The sequence below is a fragment of the Streptomyces gardneri genome (assembly GCF_006539185.1).
Taxonomy (GTDB): domain Bacteria; phylum Actinomycetota; class Actinomycetes; order Streptomycetales; family Streptomycetaceae; genus Streptomyces; species Streptomyces gardneri.
This window is the reverse complement of the sequence record NZ_BJMN01000095.1, coordinates 1-15,572: the sequence shown is the minus strand read 5'-3', so window position 1 is coordinate 15,572 and position 15,572 is coordinate 1. Positions and strand designations below refer to the sequence as shown.

Here is a 15,572-nt window from a genome sequence, read left to right as displayed (position 1 = left end):
GGGGGCGGGCCCGTAGTGCCCGGCCCGCCCCCGCCCCCGCCACGCCTGCCACCCGGGCAGCCGGTCGTCCGGTCAGTCGGTCAGCTCCTCGGCGAGCGCCCGCAGCGCCAGCCGGTAGGAGCCGATCCCGAAGCCGGCCACCGTCCCGGTCGCCACCGCGGCGACGACCGAGGTGTGCCGGAACTCCTCGCGGGTGTACGGGTTCGAGATGTGCACCTCGATCAGCGGGGCCGTCCGCTGCGCGGCCGCGTCCCGCATCCCGTACGAGTAGTGCGTGAAGGCTCCCGGATTGAGCACCACCGGGACCGAACCGTCCGCCGCCTCGTGGAGCCAGCGGATCATCTCGCCCTCGTCATTGGTCTCCCGGACCTCGACGTCGAAGCCGAGCTCCGCGCCGAGGGCCCGGCAGGACTCCACGAGCCCCTTGTACGAGGTGGCGCCGTAGATGTCGGGCTCGCGGGAACCGAGCCGCCCGAGGTTCGGGCCGTTCAGCACCAGTACGGGTCGGGGGTCGGTCACACCGCCACCTCGCCGTACGCCGCGAACAGCACGGCCGGGTCGGGGCCTTCCAGGACGGCCGGCTTGCCGAGCCCGTCGAGGACGATGAAGCGCAGCAGGTCGCCGCGGGACTTCTTGTCCACCTTCATCGTCTCCAGGAGCTTGGGCCACTGGTCGCCGCGGTACGTGAGCGGCAGGCCGACGGACTCCAGGACCGCGCGGTGCCGGTCGGCGGTGGCGTCGTCGAGCCGTCCGGCGAGGCGGCCGAGCTCGGCGGCGAACACCATGCCGACGGAGACGGCGGCGCCGTGGCGCCACTTGTACCGCTCGTTCTTCTCGATGGCGTGGGCCAGGGTGTGGCCGTAGTTGAGGATCTCGCGGCGGCCGGACTCCTTGAGGTCGCCGGAGACGACCTCCGCCTTGACCCGGATCGACCGCACGATCAGCTCGGCGGTGTGCGGTCCTGCGGGCGTACGGGCGGCCTGCGGGTCCTCCTCGACGAGGTCGAGGATCACGGGGTCGGCGATGAAGCCGGCCTTGATGATCTCGGCGAGGCCGCTGACGTAGTCGTGCACCGGCAGCGAGTCGAGCGCGGCGAGGTCGCAGATGACACCCGCCGGCGGGTGGAAGGCGCCGACGAGGTTCTTGCCCTCGGCGGTGTTGATGCCCGTCTTGCCGCCGACGGCCGCGTCGACCATGGCGAGGACCGTGGTCGGTACGGCGATCCAGCGCACGCCCCGCAGCCAGGTCGCGGCCACGAAGCCCGCGAGGTCGGTGGTCGCGCCGCCGCCGACGCCGACGATGACGTCGGTCCGGGTGAAGCCGGTCTGTCCCAGCGCCTTCCAGCAGTAGGCGGCGACCTCGGCGGTCTTCGCCTCCTCCGCGTTCGGCACCTGGATGGCGACGGCCTCGAAGCCCTGGTCGGCGAGGTCGGCGCGGAGCGCCTCGCCGGTGTCGGCGAGCGCCTCCGGGTGGATCACGGCGACCCGCTTGGCCCGGGTGCCGATGAGGGCCGGGAGCTCGCCCAGCAGCTGCCGGCCGACCAGCACCTCGTACGGCTCCGTGCCCGCGCTGCCCGCGACCTGGATACGGGTCGTTGCCTGGTCCGTCGTCATGCGTCCTTCTTCAGATCCAGTGCCGAGAGGACCGCGTCCGCGACCTCTTCGGGGGTGCGGTCGTCGGTGGAGACGACCACTCGTGCGACTTCGGTGTAGAGGTGGCGGCGCGCGTCCATCAGCTCGCGCCACTGGCGGCGCGGGTTGACGGCGAGCAGCGGTCGCGCGGTGTTGAGGCCGACGCGGCGGACCGCCTCCTCGACGTCCATCGAGAGGTACGCGACGGGCAGCCCTGCGAGCAGGCCGCGGGTGCCGTCGTCGAGGATCGCGCCGCCGCCGAGGGCGAGGACGCCCTCGTGTTCGGCGACGGCCGTGGCGACCGCGGCCCGCTCCAGGGCACGGAAGTGCTCCTCGCCGTCCTCGACGAAGATGTCGGAGATCTCCCGGCCCTCGGCGGCGACGATGTCGGCGTCGGTGTCCCGGTAGGGCGCGCCGAGCCGTTCGGCCAGGAGCGCGCCCACCGTGGACTTGCCGGAGCCCATGGGTCCGACGAGGACGACCAGCGGTCCGGCGGTCACCGGATGCGCAGGTTGTCGAGGTACGACTGCACGTTGCGGCGGGTCTCCGGGACGCTGTCGCCGCCGAACTTCTCGACGACGGCGTCCGCGAGGACGAGCGCGACCATGGCCTCGGCGACGATGCCGGCGGCGGGGACGGCGCACACGTCGGAGCGCTGGTGGTGGGCGGCCGTGGCCTCGCCGGTGACGACGTCGATCGTCGCGAGCGCGCGCGGGACGGTCGCGATCGGCTTCATCGCGGCGCGGACGCGCAGCAGCTCGCCGGTGGTCAGACCGCCCTCGGTGCCGCCGGCGCGGCCGGAGGTGCGCTTGATGCCGTCCTCGGTGCGGACGATCTCGTCGTGGGCCTTGGAGCCGGGCACACGGGCGAGCTCGAAGCCGTCGCCGACCTCGACGCCCTTGATGGCCTGGATGCCCATGAGGGCGGCGGCGAGCCGGGCGTCGAGGCGCCGGTCCCAGTGGACGTGCGAGCCGAGGCCGACGGGCACGCCGTACGCGAGGACCTCCACCACTCCACCGAGGGTGTCACCGTCCTTGTGGGCCTGGTCGATCTCGGCGACCATCGCCTTCGACGCGTCGGCGTCGAGGCAGCGGACCGGGTCGGCGTCGAGCTTCTCGACGTCGGAGGGGGTCGGGTAGACGCCGTACGGGGCCTTGGCGGCCGCCAGTTCGACGACGTGCGAGACGATCTCGATGCCCGCGGTCTCCTTGATGAAGGAGCGGGCGATCGCGCCGAGGGCGACACGGGCCGCGGTCTCCCGGGCGCTGGCGCGCTCCAGGATGGGACGGGCCTCGTCGAAGCCGTACTTCTGCATGCCGGCGAGGTCGGCGTGGCCGGGCCGGGGCCGGGTCAGGGGCGCGTTGCGGCCCGTCTCCTTGAGTTCGGCCGGGTCGACCGGGTCGGCCGACATGACCGTCTCCCACTTGGGCCACTCGGTGTTGCCGACCATGACGGCGATCGGGGAGCCGAGGGAGAGCCCGTGACGGACACCGCCGAGGAAGGTGACCTCGTCCTGCTCGAACTTCATCCGGGCGCCGCGCCCATAGCCGAGTCGACGCCGCGCGAGGTGGTCCGCCACCAGCTCGGTGGTGACGGGGACGCCGGCGGGAAGACCCTCCAGCGTCGCGACCAGCGCGGGTCCGTGGGATTCCCCAGCGGTCAGCCAACGCAACCTGCTCAACGATGCTCCTCATGCTCGCGCCTGGGCACTGCGACGGCGCGGCCGGGTGCGCGGCCCGGGCCCGCCGTGTCCGATCCTCCCACGTCCGGGCCGGTCGACCAGCCCCCGGTCCAGCTATCGGACGCGGGTCTCACCGTCCTGGACGGTCTCCTGGGCCTCCGGAGCCTCGTCAGCGGCCTCCTCGGCCTCCGGGACGGAGGCGGAACGGTTCCGCAGCCAGGAGACGAAGCCGTACACAAGGGTCGCGCTGAACAACGCGAGCACGGTGTACCGCGCCCATGCGGGCAGGCTGCTGAAGAACCCCACCCAGAGAAAACGCACCACGTCCACGCCGACGTCCCACTTGGACGCCAGCACCAGTTCCTCGCCCATGTCCCCCGTACCCCTTCATGCGCCGATCGGTCGGGCGCACGCACGCGAGCCTACCTGGAGGCCAGGGCCCGCTCGCCCGCCGCCCGCATCGCCGCGAGCGGGGCCGGGGTGCGGCCCGTCATCTGCTCGACCTGGAGGACGGCCTGGTGGACGAGGAGGTCGAGGCCGCCGACCACCTTGCCGCCGCGGTCGGCCCAGGCCGCGGCGAGCGCGGTCGGCCAGGGGTCGTACAGGACGTCGAAGAGCGTGCCGACGGCGTCGGGGACGGCGGTGGCGAGCGCGTTCGTGGTGCCGGCCGGGGTGGTCGCGATGACCAGCGGCGCGGCGAAGGCCTCGGCCGCACGCTCCCAGTCGGCGGTACGGATGTCCACGCCGAGCCGCTCGCCCCAGCCGCGCATCTCCTCCGCGCGCGCCTCGCTGCGGACGTACGCGGTGACGGGGCCCGCGCAGACGCGGGTGAGCGCGGCGAGCGCCGAGGAGGCGGTGGCGCCGGCGCCGAGGATCGCGGCCGACTCGACCTTCTCGACACCGCGCTCGCGCAGGGCGGCGATCATGCCGGGGATGTCGGTGTTGTCGCCGACCCGCCGCCCGTCCTCGTGGAGGACGACGGTGTTGACGGCCTCCACGGAGGCGGCCGTGTCGGTGATCTCGTCGAGCAGCGGGATGATCGCCCGCTTGAGCGGCATGGTCAGCGAGAGACCCGCCCACGTGCCGTCCAGCTCGCCGACGAAGCCGGCGAGACCGGCCTCGTCGACCTCGAACCGTTCGTACGACCAGTCGTCGAGGCCCAGCTCCGCATAGGCCGCCCGGTGGAGGACCGGGGAGAGCGAGTGGGCGATCGGCGAACCGAGGACGGCCGCACGGTGCTGCTTGCTCACTGGCCCTGTTCCCGTTCCTTCTCGTACTCCGCGACGTTCTGGTTGTGCTCCTTGAGAGTCACGGAGAAGACGGTCTTGTTCTCGTTGATCGACACGAAGTAGTACCACGGGCCGTCGGCCGGGTTCATCGCCGAGTTCAGCGCCTCGATGCCGGGGTTGCTGATGGGGCCGGGGATCAGGCCCTTCACGTCGAACGCGTACGTGTTGTACGGGTCCTTGATCTTGCGCATCTCCTCGACCGTGCCGACGTCGAGGGTGCTCGTGCCCCTGAAGTAGTTCACCGTCGAGTCGAACTCCAGCCGGCCCACGGTCTCGACGTTGTTCGGCTTGAGCCGGTTGTAGACGACCCGCGCGACCTTGTCGAAGTCGTGCTTGTACTTGCCCTCGACCTGCACGAGGCTCGCGACCGTCAGCAGCTCCCAGGGCCCCTGCAGGCCGTGCGCCTTGGCCTTCGCGTCCATGTCGAGCTTGAGGTACTCGGCGTTCGCGCGCGAGACCATCTTGCGGAGGACGTCCTCCGGCTTCGTGCCCTTCGCGACCGGGTAGCTCGCCGGGAAGAGGAACCCTTCCAGCGGATCCTTGACGTCGGGGTGGTTCTTGGCCCAGTCGGGCAGACCGAGGGAGTCGGCCTTGGCTCTGGCGATGCCCTTGGTGGTGCCGGCCTTGAGGTCGAGACGCTTGTCGAGCTGGTCGTAGACCCAGGTGTTGCGCTTGCCCTCGGGGATGACGAGGTTGGCCTGGCTCACCGGGTTGAGCATGAGGGAGACGGCGCTCTCGGCCGACATCTCCTTCTTCAGCGTGTAGACGCCCGCCTGGATGGAGAGCCCCTTGGGGTTCTTTCCCTGCGCCGAGACGAAGGCGTCGACGCTCTTGACGACGCCCGCCTTCTTGAGGATGTTGCCGATCTGGTAGCCGCCGGAGTCCTTCGGGATCTCGACCTGGACCTCGCCGCTGCCGGCGCCCGCGTAGTCGGGTGCCGCGGCGAACTGGCCCTGCCAGAACTGGTAGCCGAAATAGCCGATGCCGCCGACGCCGCCGACCAGCACGGCCGCCACGACGAGGCAGGCCATGCCGTTCTTGCCCTTGCGTTTCTTCGCCTTGCTCCGGCGCTCGCGGTCGCCGCCGCGGGAGCCGCGGCCCGGTGCCGGCTCGTCGTCGTACTCGTCGTATTCGTCGTGGTCATCGCGCTTGCCGCGCTTGTCGTCCGAGTCGTCGGCGCCCGTGAAGAAGGGGTGCTGCTCCTCCTCCGGCTCCGGGCTCGCCTCTTCCTCCGGCGCCCAGTCGATCACCGGTTCCGGCGGGTTCTGCCGGTGGCCGGGAGGCTGGGGCGGCGGGTACGCCTGGGGGGTGCCGTAGAGGTCGGGGTTCTGGCCGCCGTACGGATCGGCCGGGGGCCCGCCGTACGCCATCGCGGCCTGGCCCGACTCCCAGCTGCCGTCGTACTGCTGTCCGGTGTTCCCGGGCGTGTCGTAACCGCCCGGGTACCCCGTCTCGTACTGCTGCTGGTGGTGGTGTTGCTGCGGGTGCTGCTGGTACTGCTGCGGCTGCTGGTACTGCGGCTGCATCTGCTGCTGGTACTGCGGATCCACGTAACCCTGGTGCTGCTGGGGGTCCTGGTACTGCTGCTCCTGGTACTGGGGCTGCTCGTACTGCTGCTGGTACTGCTGCTGCGGATGCTGCTGCTGGTACGGGGCGTCCTCGTACCCCTGGCCGCCGCCCTGGCCGTACTGGCTCGCCTGCTGCGGGTGCTGGTACTGCTGCTGACCTTCCCACCCCTGGTCCCCGTACAACGGGTCCGTGGGGTGCCACGGTTCGGAGCCGGGGCTCCGGCCATACTCAGTCATCGATCCCCAAACAGCCGCGAGGCTTCCGGACGATCCGCCTCTACGTAGTGCGGCAGTTGTTCGAACACGGCCGCATCGCGCGGAACGTTACCGTATCGCGATCAGATGACCACTTCGACGCCCTCGCCGGGCGGATTACCTGATACCCGTTCGGACTCAAGAGCTGCCTGCAGGATGATCACAGCGGCGGCCTGGTCGATGACGGACCGCCCCTTCTTCGCCTTCACTCCCGAGGCCCGCAGCCCCTGGGTCGCGGTGACCGTCGTCATCCGCTCGTCGACCAGCCGGACCGGCACGGGCGCGATGCCCTTGGCCATCTCGCGGGCGAAGGCCCTGACCTTGGTCGCGGCCGGACCCTCCCGCCCGCTGAGCGAGCGGGGCAGGCCCACGACGACCTCGATGGGCTCGTACTCCTCGACGATCTGGCGGAGCCGCCGGTGGGCGGCCGGGACGTCACGTCCCGGCACGGTCTCCACCGGCGTGGCGAGGACCCCGTCGGGGTCGCACGAGGCGACCCCGATCCGGGCGTCCCCGACATCGACCGCGATACGACGGCCGCGACGCATCGTCACGCCGTCTCCACCACGAGACGCTCGACGGCGGCGATGGCCTCGCCGACGGCCTCCGGGTTCGTACCGCCGCCCTGGGCGACGTCCGGCTTGCCGCCGCCACCGCCACCGAGGGTCTTGGCGGCCGTGCGGACCAGCTCGCCGGCCTTGAGGCCACGCTCACGGGCGGCCTCGTTGGTGGCGATGACCGTGAGCGGCTTGCCGTTGGCCGTGGTGAACAGGGCGACGACGGCCGGGCGGTCGGACGGGATGCGGCCACGGATGTCGAGGACCAGCTTGCGCAGGTCGTCGGCGCCGGTGCCGTCCTGGACCTGGCCGGTGACGAGGGCGAGGCCGCGGATGTCCTGGGCGGAGTCGACGAGACCGGCGGCGGCCTGGAGGACCTTCTCCGCGCGGAACTTCTCGATCTCCTTCTCGGCGTCCTTCAGCTTGCCGAGCATGGCGGAGATCTTCTCCGGCAGCTCCTCCGGGCGGCCCTTGACCAGCTCCTGGAGCTGGGCGACGACCGTGTGCTCGCGGGCGAGGAAGTTGTACGCGTCGACACCCACGAGGGCCTCGATACGGCGCACGCCGGAGCCGATGGACGACTCGCCGAGCAGCTTCACCAGGCCCAGCTGGGCGGTGTTGCCGACGTGCGTACCGCCGCACAGCTCCTTGGAGAAGTCGCCGATGGTGACGACGCGGACCTGCTCGCCGTACTTCTCGCCGAACTCGGCGATGGCGCCCTGGCGCTTGGCCTCGTTGATCGGCATGACCTCGGCGTGGACCTCGAGCTCGCGCGAGAGGACCTCGTTGATCTTCTGCTCGACGTCGGTGAGGACGGCGCCGGGGACGGCGTTCGGCGAACCGAAGTCGAAGCGGAAGCGGCCGGGCTGGTTCTCGGAACCGGCCTGGGCGGCCGTCGGGCCGAGGGCGTCGCGCAGCGCCTGGTGCGTGAGGTGGGTGGCCGAGTGGGCGCGGGCGATGGCCCGGCGGCGGCGCACGTCGATGGAGGCGTAGGCGGTGGCGCCCACGGTCACCTCGCCGACCTGCACGGAACCCTTGTGCACGGAGACGCCCGGGACCGGCTGCTGGACGTCGCGGATCTCGATGACCGCGCCGCTGTGCAGCTTGATCCGGCCCTGGTCGGCGATCTGACCGCCGCCCTCGGCGTAGAAGGGGGTGCGGTCGAGGACGACCTCGACCTCGTCGCCCTCGGAGGCGGCCGGCGAGGAGACACCGTTGACGAGGAGACCGACGACCGTGGTCTCGCCCTCGGTGTTGGTGTAGCCGGTGAACTGGGTGGCGCCGTTGCCGTCGGCGATCTCCCGGTACGCGGTCATGTCGGCGTGACCGGTCTTCTTGGCCTTGGCGTCGGCCTTGGCGCGCTCCCGCTGCTCCTTCATCAGGCGGCGGAAGCCGTCCTCGTCCACGGAGAGGCCCTGCTCGGAGGCCATCTCCAGGGTGAGGTCGATCGGGAAGCCCCAGGTGTCGTGGAGCAGGAACGCCTTGTCGCCGGAGAGGACCGTGCCGCCGGAGGCCTTGGTCTCGGTCACGGCGGTGTCGAGGATGTTCGTGCCGCCCTTGAGGGCCTTCAGGAAGGCGGCCTCTTCGGCGAGGGCGACGGTCTCGATGCGCTTGCGGTCGGTGACCAGCTCCGGGTACTGCTCGCCCATCGTGTTGATCACGGTGTCGACGAGGTCCTGGACGACCGGGCCGGTGGCGCCGAGCAGGCGCATGTTGCGGACGGCGCGGCGCATGATGCGGCGCAGGACGTAGCCGCGGCCCTCGTTGCCGGGGGTGACGCCGTCGCCGATGAGCATGACGGACGTCCGCATGTGGTCGGCGACCACACGGAGCGACACGTCGCTGTCGTGGGCCTTGCCGTAGGCGACGCCGGTGAGCTCGGTGGCCTTGTCGATGACGACCTGGAGGGTGTCCGTCTCGTACATGTTCTGGACGCCCTGGAGGATCATCGCCAGGCGCTCGAGACCGAGGCCCGTGTCGATGTTCTTCGACGGCAGCTCGCCGAGGATCGGGAAGTCGTCCTTGCCCGAGCCCTCGCCGCGCTCGTACTGCATGAAGACCAGGTTCCAGATCTCCACGTACCGCTCGTCGTTGACGGCCGGGCCGCCCTCGACGCCGAACTCGGGGCCGCGGTCGTAGTTGATCTCGGAGCACGGACCACAGGGTCCGGGGACGCCCATCGACCAGTAGTTGTCCTTCTTGCCGAGGCGCTGGATGCGCTCGGCGGGGACGCCGACGACGTCACGCCAGATGCGCTCGGCCTCGTCGTCCTCCAGGTAGACGGTGATCCAGAGCTTCTCCGGGTCCAGCCCGTAGCCGCCGTGCTCCACCGAGCTGGTCAGCAGCTCCCAGGCGAGCTTGATGGCGCCTTCCTTGAAGTAGTCGCCGAAGGAGAAGTTGCCGCACATCTGGAAGAACGTGCCGTGGCGGGTGGTCTTGCCGACTTCCTCGATGTCGGGCGTCCGCACGCACTTCTGAACGCTGGAGGCGCGCGAGAAGGGCGGCTTGACCTCACCCAGGAAGTAGGGCTTGAAGGGCACCATGCCGGCCGGGACGAGCAGCAGAGTCGGGTCGTCCGCGATGAGCGACGCCGAAGGGACGACGGTGTGCCCGCGCTCCTCGAAGAAGCTCAGCCAGCGGCGGCGGATTTCAGCCGACTCCATCAGTGGTCCTCATTCCGGTTGTACGAGATCGTGGGGATTGAATACGTCGTGGTCGGGCTCGCGGTGTGATCGAGCGCCGCCCTGCGGCGGGGTGCCGGAAGCTCGCGATCCTGACCGTTGTCGACCGGGGGGCCCTCCAGGCCGAGTGCCTCGCCCAGTTCGGCCTCCCGCTGAAGCATGCCCGCCCTCACGTCGAGGGCGAAGTCCTTGAGACGGTGACCTGCCTCGACGGCCTTGTCCGCCGCCTGGGCGGCGAGGCTCTCGGGGGTCAGCTGCTTCAGCTTCCGGTTGACCTTGGTGGTGGCCCATACGCCGGCGGCTGCGCCGGCCGTGAACCAGAACGTGCGGCGGAACATGGCGTCTCAGCCCTTCTGCTTCCGGCGCCGTGCGGACGGCACCGTACGGCCGACGATCACAGTACGTCGCGTGGTGGCGCCCGGCACGTCCTCGGCGTCCCGGCCGCGGCCGAGCGCCTTGCGCACGCCGTAGCCGAACGCGGCCACCTTGACGAGCGGGCCGCCGAAGGTGGAGGCGACGGTGGAGGAGAGCGCGGACGCGTTGGAGGTGACCTCCTGGACGTCCGAGGCGATGGCGTCGACCCGGTCGAGCTGGGTCTGTGCGGAGCGCACGGTCACGGAGGCGTCGACGAGCAGGGGAACGGCCTGCTCGGTCACGTCCGCCACCATCTTGGTGGTCGCCTTGAGCGTCTGCGCCAGCCTCACCAGCACCACGGCGAGGAAGGAGACCAGGATCGCCCAGAACACGGCCACCAGGATCCCGGCAACCTCTCCACCGGTCACTCTGCACCGCTCTCTGCTGTCGTCGGCCCTTCGGGCCCTAGTCAAAAGTAGTCACCCGACCCTATCGCGCCCGGGCTGTCCCGCCGTACCGCATTACCGCCCCCGGGAAGGGAGTTGCCGAATCCGATTGTACGGAGCGCGTGCGAATGAGTACGCTCCGTGTCCCATGCGACGGAGCAATCTCCCGGCGGAGCCGAACCGGTTCGTCGGACGGGCCGCCGAGCAGGCCGAACTGGCGCGACTCCTCGAGGGTTCGCGCCTCGTCACGGTCGTCGGGGTGGGTGGGGTCGGCAAGACGAGGCTCGCGCTGCGTGCCGCCTCGGGGGCGCAGAAACGCTACGGCGACGAGGTGCGGCTCGCCGAGCTCGCACCGCTCCGCGACCCGGATCTGGTGGAGCACGCCCTGGTCGAGGCGCTCGGGCTGACCGACCACACGCTGCGGGCCCCGCGCGAGGTGCTCGTCGAGCATCTCGCCGAGCGGCGGCTCCTGCTGGTGCTCGACGGTTTCGAGCACCTGGTGGAGAGCTGCGCGCCGCTGGTAGGGGAGCTGCTCGCGCACGCTCCCGGGCTCACGGTGCTCGCGGTGGGCCGTCGCCCGCTGCGGGTGGCCGGCGAGGCCGTGTTCGGGCTGGCGCCGATGGGCGAGGCGGACGCGGTGGCCCTGCTCGCGGAGCGAGCGGCGGAGGCGGGCGCTCCGGTGGTACCCGTACGCGACGTCCCCGTTCCCGGCTCCGTACCCGGCTCCGTCCACGACTCCGGACGCCACTCCGCGTACGAAGCCCCCGGACCCGGCGCCGCGCACGACTCCCCCGCGGCCGCCGCCGTGCGCGAGCTCTGCCGTCGGCTCGACGGCATCCCGCTCGCCCTCGAACTGGCGGCCGGCCGACTGCCCCTCCTCTCCGTCGAGCAGATGCTGTGCCGTCTCGACGACCGCTTCCGGCTGCTCACGGTCGGCGTGCGCGGGGCGCTCCCCCGCCACCAGACCCTGCGGACGGCGATCGGCTGGAGCCACGAGCTGTGCACCCCGGAGGAGCGCCTGCTGTGGGCGCGGCTCTCCGTCTTCGCGGGCCCCTTCGACCTGGAGGCCGTGGAGTACGTGTGCGGCGGCCCCGAGCTGCCGCCGGACCGGATCCTCGACCTGCTCGGCGGGCTGCTCGCGCAGTCGCTGGTGGCGCGGGAGGACACCCCCGCCGGTCCCGGCTACCGGATCCTGGACACGGTCGCGGCGTACGGGGCGGAGTGGCTGGCCGCGCTCGGCGACACGGAGCGGCTGCGGCGGAGGCACCGCGACTGGTACATGGGGCTCGCGACCTGGTGCGAGCTGGAGTGGTTCAGCCCGCGCCAGGCGGAGGTCGCGGCCCGGACCGACGCGGCCCTGCCGAACCTGCGGGCGGCTCTCGACCTGTGCCTCGAACTGCCGGAGGACGCGCATCTCGCACAGCACCTGGCGGGCACGCTCTGGTTCGCCTGGGTGGGCTGCGGGCGTCTCTCGGAGGGCCGGCACTGGCTGGAGCGGGCGCTCGCGCTGGAGTCCGGGCACGAGGAGGCCCGGCTGAAGGCGCTCTGGGTGCTCGGGTACGTGACGATCCTCCAGGGGGACGGCACGGTCGCGGTGGCTGCGCTCCACGAGTGCCGGGAGCGGGCCCGGGCCTCGCGGAACGCTCTGGCGGAGGCGTACGCGACGCACCGGATGGGCTGTCTGGCGCTGCTCTCGGACGACATGCCGCGGGCGGAGGAGCTGATCGGCCGGGCCCTTGAGTCGTACCAGGAACTCGGCGAGCTGAACAGCAACGTCCTGATGGGGCAGGTCGAGCTGGCGATGGCGCGGGCCTTCGTGGGCGACCTGGAGGGTGCGGTCGCGATCTGCCGGGAGGTGCGGGAGGTCTGCGAGGAGCGCGGGGAGCGCTGGACCAGGGCGTACGCCCTCTACGTGCTCGCGTTCTCGGCGTGGACCCGGGGCGCGCACGAGGAGGCGCGGGAGCTGCTCGCCGAGTGCGTGACGATCAACCACACCTTCCGCGACCAGGTCGGTCTGGTCCTCGCGATCGAGCTGCTCGCGCTGGTGACGGTGAGCGAGGGCGACGCGGTGGAGGCGGCGGTGCTGCAGGGCGCGACGGTGCCGGTCTGGGACACGGTGGGCATCCAGCTCTTCGGCTCGACCTCGTTCAACGGGCCGAGGACGCTGTGCGAGCAGCACGCGGGCGCGGCGCTGGGGGCGGAGGCGTACGCCGCGGCGTTGCGTGAGGGGCGGGGGCTCTCCTTGGACGCGGCGGTGGAGCGGGCGCTCACGCGCCGTCGGGGTCCGGCCGTCGGCGGCCCGGCGGAGGCGGCCGGGCGTGCGGCCCCGCGTCCGTTCCGTACGGCCAGGTCGGCGGCGGTCCCGGGAACGCGGAAGCCCGCCGGCTCCCCCACCGGAAAGGGTGGGGAAGCGGCGGGCTGAACACCGCGAGGGTGGTAGTACGCCGTTGCTGGGATCAGCGGGCGTAGTACTCGACGACCAGCTGCTCGTCGCAGATGACCGGGATTTCCTTGCGGTTCGGGTCGCGGTCGAGGCGGAAGGCCAGGGCCTTCAGGTTGACCTGCAGGTAGCGCGGGGTCTCACCGTCGGCGGCGAAGCCACCCTCACGGGCGACCTCGAACAGCGGCTTGGTGCGGCTGCGCTCGCGGACCATCACGACGTCGTCGGGACGGACGCGGAACGACGGCTTGTCGACCTTGCCACCGTTGACCTGGATGTGGCCGTGGACGACCATCTGGCGGGCCTGGTAGATGGTGCGGGCGATGCCCGAACGCAGGACCAGGGCGTCGAGGCGACGCTCGAGCTCGACGACCAGCGCCTCGCCCGTCTTGCCTTCGGCCTTCTTGGCGCGGTCGTAGGCGCGCGCCATCTGACGCTCGCTGATGTCGTACTGGGCGCGCAGACGCTGCTTCTCGAGCAGACGGACCTTGTAGTCCGAGTTCTGCTTGCGGCCACGGCCGTGCTCACCCGGCGGGTAGGGGCGGGCCTCGAAGTACTTGACAGCCTTCGGGGTCAGCGCGATGCCGAGGGCACGCGACTTCTTGACCTTGGGACGGGACTGGTTCGGCATGAACCAACCTCTCTACGTTGTACGAAACGGCTTCACCAGGGTTAGGGGAGGTCGCATCCGCAGCCGGGAAACCCGTCCGGTCCGTACGAGACGGACCTGTCGGGCAGCCGCTCCCAGGTCTGGGCACATACGTGCAGCACGCGAACGACCCACCGCCGCTCCCGGGATTCCGGGTGGTGATGGGTGGCACGCGACACCTTCGAAGGTGCGCGACGCTCCTGGAAACCCCGCCCGAGGGCCGGGTCTCCGGCTGACTGTCCCGTTCTGGTGGCGCCGACCGGAGTCGGACACGGGACGCAGCAATCCGGACCAGTGTACCGGGTCCGCGGGCCGGCCTCGCACCGGGCCCGAGGTGCCTCGGCCTCAGATGTCCGGGAGCTCCCGGAGGCCTCCTTCTCGGAAGGCGACACCGTCAGGCGTCCTGACTGCGGCTGCTACTCGTCGCTCTTCAGGCGGGCCCGCACCCGCTCCACCACGTCCGCGTAGCGCGCCTCCGCCCCGTAACGGGTGGGCTCGTAGTACTGGCGGCCCCGGACCTCGTCGGGGGCGTACTGCTGGGCCGCGATGCCGCCCGGCACATCGTGCGGGTACACGTATCCCTGGGCGTGGCCGAGCTTGGCCGCGCCCTTGTAGTGACCGTCGCGGAGGTGGGGCGGGACCGAGCCCGCGAGGCCGTTGCGCACGTCCGCCAGGGCGGCGCCGATCGCGGTCGTCGCCGCGTTCGACTTCGGGGCCAGGGCCAGGGCGATCGTGGCGTGGCTCAGGGTGAGCGCGGCCTCCGGGAAGCCGATCATGGCGACGGCCTGCGCGGCGGCGACGGCGATCGGCAGCGCGTTCGGGTCGGCGAGGCCGATGTCCTCGCTCGCGGAGATCATCAGGCGCCGGGCGATGAAGCGCGGGTCCTCCCCCGCCTCGATCATCCGGGCCAGGTAGTGCAGGGCCGCGTCCACGTCCGAGCCGCGGATGGACTTGATGAGGGCGCTGGCCACGTCGTAGTGCTGGTCGCCGTCCCGGTCGTACTTCACGGCCGCGCGGTCGACGGTCTCCTCGACCGTCTGGAGGGTGATCTCCGGCTCGCGCTTGGCGATGGCGGCGCCGGCCGCCGCCTCCAGGGCGGTCAGGGCCCGCCGGGCGTCGCCGCCGGCGACCCGGAGGAGGTGGGCCTCGGCGTCCTCCGGCAGGGTCACGGCCCCGCCGAGTCCCCGCTCGTCGGTGAGCGCGCGGTCGAGAAGGCCCCGCAGGTCCTCGTCGGTGAGCGGCTCCAGGGTGAGGAGCAGCGAGCGGGAGAGCAGGGGGGAGATGATCGAGAAGTAGGGGTTCTCGGTGGTGGCGGCGATGAGCGTCACCCAGCGGTTCTCCACCGCGGGCAGGAGGGAGTCCTGCTGGGCCTTGGAGAAGCGGTGGATCTCGTCGAGGAAGAGGACGGTCTCCTTGCCGTATCCGCCGGCCGCGCGCCGGGCGCCCTCGATGACGGCCCGGACCTCCTTGACGCCCGCGGTGATCGCCGAGAGCTCGACGAACCGCTTGTTGGTGGCCTTCGACACCACGTACGCCAGGGTGGTCTTCCCGATGCCGGGCGGGCCCCAGAGGATCACGGAGGAGGCGCCGGCGGGACCGCCGTCGCCGTCTCCCACGAGTCGGCGCAGCGGTGAGCCGGGCTTCAGCAGGTGCTGCTGGCCCACCACCTCGTCGAGGGTGCGGGGGCGCATCCGGACAGCCAGCGGGCTGCTGGACGGGTCCTTCTCCTGGCGGTCTTCGGCGGCTGCGGTAAAGAGGTCGGGCTCCACAGTCATGAAGCCTAGGTCACTCCACTGACAGCGCCGCCGCCGTCAGCTGGTCCAGAAGTCCCACCAGCGGGTCAGGATCAGCATCCCGATGATCCCGATGTGCAGGACGGGCAGGAGCCAGGTGAACTCGTCGAAGAAGGTCCTGAGGCCGGCGGGGGCGGGGATGACACCGCGCCGGACGTTGTGCGAGGTCACGTACCAGAACATGACGATGGTGGCGACCCAGGCCAGGCAGCACCACAGGCAGAGCGA

Annotated in this window: 14 protein-coding genes and 1 pseudogene; 1 reads left to right on the top strand and 14 read right to left on the bottom strand. The window is 71.4% G+C overall.

What is annotated here, in order from left to right:
- Positions 1-72: 72 nt before the first annotated feature.
- From aroQ to SGA01_RS39860, 11 genes are all read right to left on the bottom strand, one after another.
- Entirely contained in the window at positions 73-519 is a 447-nt protein-coding gene (gene aroQ, locus SGA01_RS39910) for a type II 3-dehydroquinate dehydratase (RefSeq protein WP_141303250.1), read from the bottom strand.
- Complete coding sequence (gene aroB / locus SGA01_RS39905) at positions 516-1,613, bottom strand: 3-dehydroquinate synthase (RefSeq protein WP_141303248.1); 1,098 nt, start codon at positions 1,611-1,613, stop codon at positions 516-518. The genes aroQ and aroB overlap by 4 nt, the downstream gene beginning before the upstream one ends.
- Positions 1,610-2,131: a shikimate kinase gene (locus SGA01_RS39900; protein WP_141303246.1), complete on the bottom strand. Its 522-nt coding sequence runs from the start codon at positions 2,129-2,131 to the stop codon at positions 1,610-1,612. Before SGA01_RS39900 ends, aroB begins: the two co-directional genes overlap by 4 nt.
- Positions 2,128-3,312, bottom strand: a complete 1,185-nt coding sequence (gene aroC, locus SGA01_RS39895) for a chorismate synthase (protein WP_141303244.1) — start codon at positions 3,310-3,312, stop codon at positions 2,128-2,130. The genes SGA01_RS39900 and aroC overlap by 4 nt, the downstream gene beginning before the upstream one ends.
- A gap of 114 nt (positions 3,313-3,426) precedes the next feature.
- Positions 3,427-3,684: a hypothetical protein gene (locus tag SGA01_RS39890; protein WP_141303242.1), complete on the bottom strand. Its 258-nt coding sequence runs from the start codon at positions 3,682-3,684 to the stop codon at positions 3,427-3,429.
- Between the two features lie 50 nt (positions 3,685-3,734).
- Positions 3,735-4,562, bottom strand: coding sequence for a shikimate dehydrogenase (locus SGA01_RS39885; RefSeq protein WP_141303240.1), 828 nt, complete (start codon positions 4,560-4,562; stop codon positions 3,735-3,737).
- The gene (gene mltG, locus SGA01_RS39880) at positions 4,559-6,406 is read right to left on the bottom strand and encodes an endolytic transglycosylase MltG (RefSeq protein WP_141303238.1); all 1,848 of its coding nucleotides are present in this window, start codon (positions 6,404-6,406) and stop codon (positions 4,559-4,561) included. Before mltG ends, SGA01_RS39885 begins: the two co-directional genes overlap by 4 nt.
- Positions 6,407-6,507: 101 nt before the next feature.
- Positions 6,508-6,972 carry a Holliday junction resolvase RuvX gene (gene ruvX / locus SGA01_RS39875; protein ID WP_099054263.1) on the bottom strand — a complete coding sequence of 155 codons (465 nt, stop codon included), beginning with the start codon at positions 6,970-6,972 and terminating at the stop codon, positions 6,508-6,510.
- A 2-nt stretch (positions 6,973-6,974) separates the two neighbouring features.
- A complete protein-coding gene (gene alaS / locus SGA01_RS39870; RefSeq protein WP_141303236.1) occupies positions 6,975-9,644 on the bottom strand; it encodes an alanine--tRNA ligase in 2,670 nt (889 codons plus the stop codon).
- Positions 9,644-10,000 (bottom strand): DUF6167 family protein, encoded by a 357-nt coding sequence (locus SGA01_RS39865; RefSeq protein WP_141303234.1) that lies wholly within the window; start codon positions 9,998-10,000, stop codon positions 9,644-9,646. The genes alaS and SGA01_RS39865 overlap by 1 nt, the downstream gene beginning before the upstream one ends.
- A 6-nt stretch (positions 10,001-10,006) precedes the next feature.
- Positions 10,007-10,444, bottom strand: a complete 438-nt coding sequence (locus SGA01_RS39860; RefSeq protein WP_141303232.1) for a DUF948 domain-containing protein — start codon at positions 10,442-10,444, stop codon at positions 10,007-10,009.
- A 166-nt stretch (positions 10,445-10,610) separates the two neighbouring features.
- Between SGA01_RS39860 and SGA01_RS39855 the strand changes: the two genes are divergently transcribed.
- Positions 10,611-12,884 carry an ATP-binding protein gene (locus tag SGA01_RS39855; RefSeq protein ID WP_141303230.1) on the top strand — a complete coding sequence of 758 codons (2,274 nt, stop codon included), beginning with the start codon at positions 10,611-10,613 and terminating at the stop codon, positions 12,882-12,884.
- A 34-nt stretch (positions 12,885-12,918) separates the two neighbouring features.
- On the opposite strand, the gene rpsD is transcribed toward SGA01_RS39855, so the two are convergent.
- The 3 genes and pseudogenes from rpsD to SGA01_RS39840 form a co-directional block, all read right to left on the bottom strand.
- A complete protein-coding gene (gene rpsD, locus SGA01_RS39850) occupies positions 12,919-13,533 on the bottom strand; it encodes a 30S ribosomal protein S4 (RefSeq protein WP_024758279.1) in 615 nt (204 codons plus the stop codon).
- Positions 13,534-13,967: 434 nt separating this feature from the next.
- The gene (locus SGA01_RS39845) at positions 13,968-15,320 is read right to left on the bottom strand and encodes a replication-associated recombination protein A (RefSeq protein ID WP_141303252.1); all 1,353 of its coding nucleotides are present in this window, start codon (positions 15,318-15,320) and stop codon (positions 13,968-13,970) included.
- A gap of 42 nt (positions 15,321-15,362) precedes the next feature.
- Positions 15,363-15,572, bottom strand: a pseudogene (locus SGA01_RS39840) (vitamin K epoxide reductase family protein); the annotation flags it as partial.

What these genes read in the sequence shown, in the direction of transcription:
- mltG (WP_141303238.1), bottom strand. Translation starts at nt 6,406, where the DNA reads ATGACTGAGTATGGCCGGAGCCCCGGCTCCGAACCGTGGCACCCCACG.
- SGA01_RS39855 (WP_141303230.1), top strand. Translation starts at nt 10,611, where the DNA reads ATGCGACGGAGCAATCTCCCGGCGGAGCCGAACCGGTTCGTCGGACGG.
- SGA01_RS39890 (WP_141303242.1), bottom strand. Translation starts at nt 3,684, where the DNA reads ATGGGCGAGGAACTGGTGCTGGCGTCCAAGTGGGACGTCGGCGTGGAC.
- SGA01_RS39865 (WP_141303234.1), bottom strand. Translation starts at nt 10,000, where the DNA reads ATGTTCCGCCGCACGTTCTGGTTCACGGCCGGCGCAGCCGCCGGCGTA.
- alaS (WP_141303236.1), bottom strand. Translation starts at nt 9,644, where the DNA reads ATGGAGTCGGCTGAAATCCGCCGCCGCTGGCTGAGCTTCTTCGAGGAG.
- ruvX (WP_099054263.1), bottom strand. Translation starts at nt 6,972, where the DNA reads ATGCGTCGCGGCCGTCGTATCGCGGTCGATGTCGGGGACGCCCGGATC.
- rpsD (WP_024758279.1), bottom strand. Translation starts at nt 13,533, where the DNA reads ATGCCGAACCAGTCCCGTCCCAAGGTCAAGAAGTCGCGTGCCCTCGGC.
- aroB (WP_141303248.1), bottom strand. Translation starts at nt 1,613, where the DNA reads ATGACGACGGACCAGGCAACGACCCGTATCCAGGTCGCGGGCAGCGCG.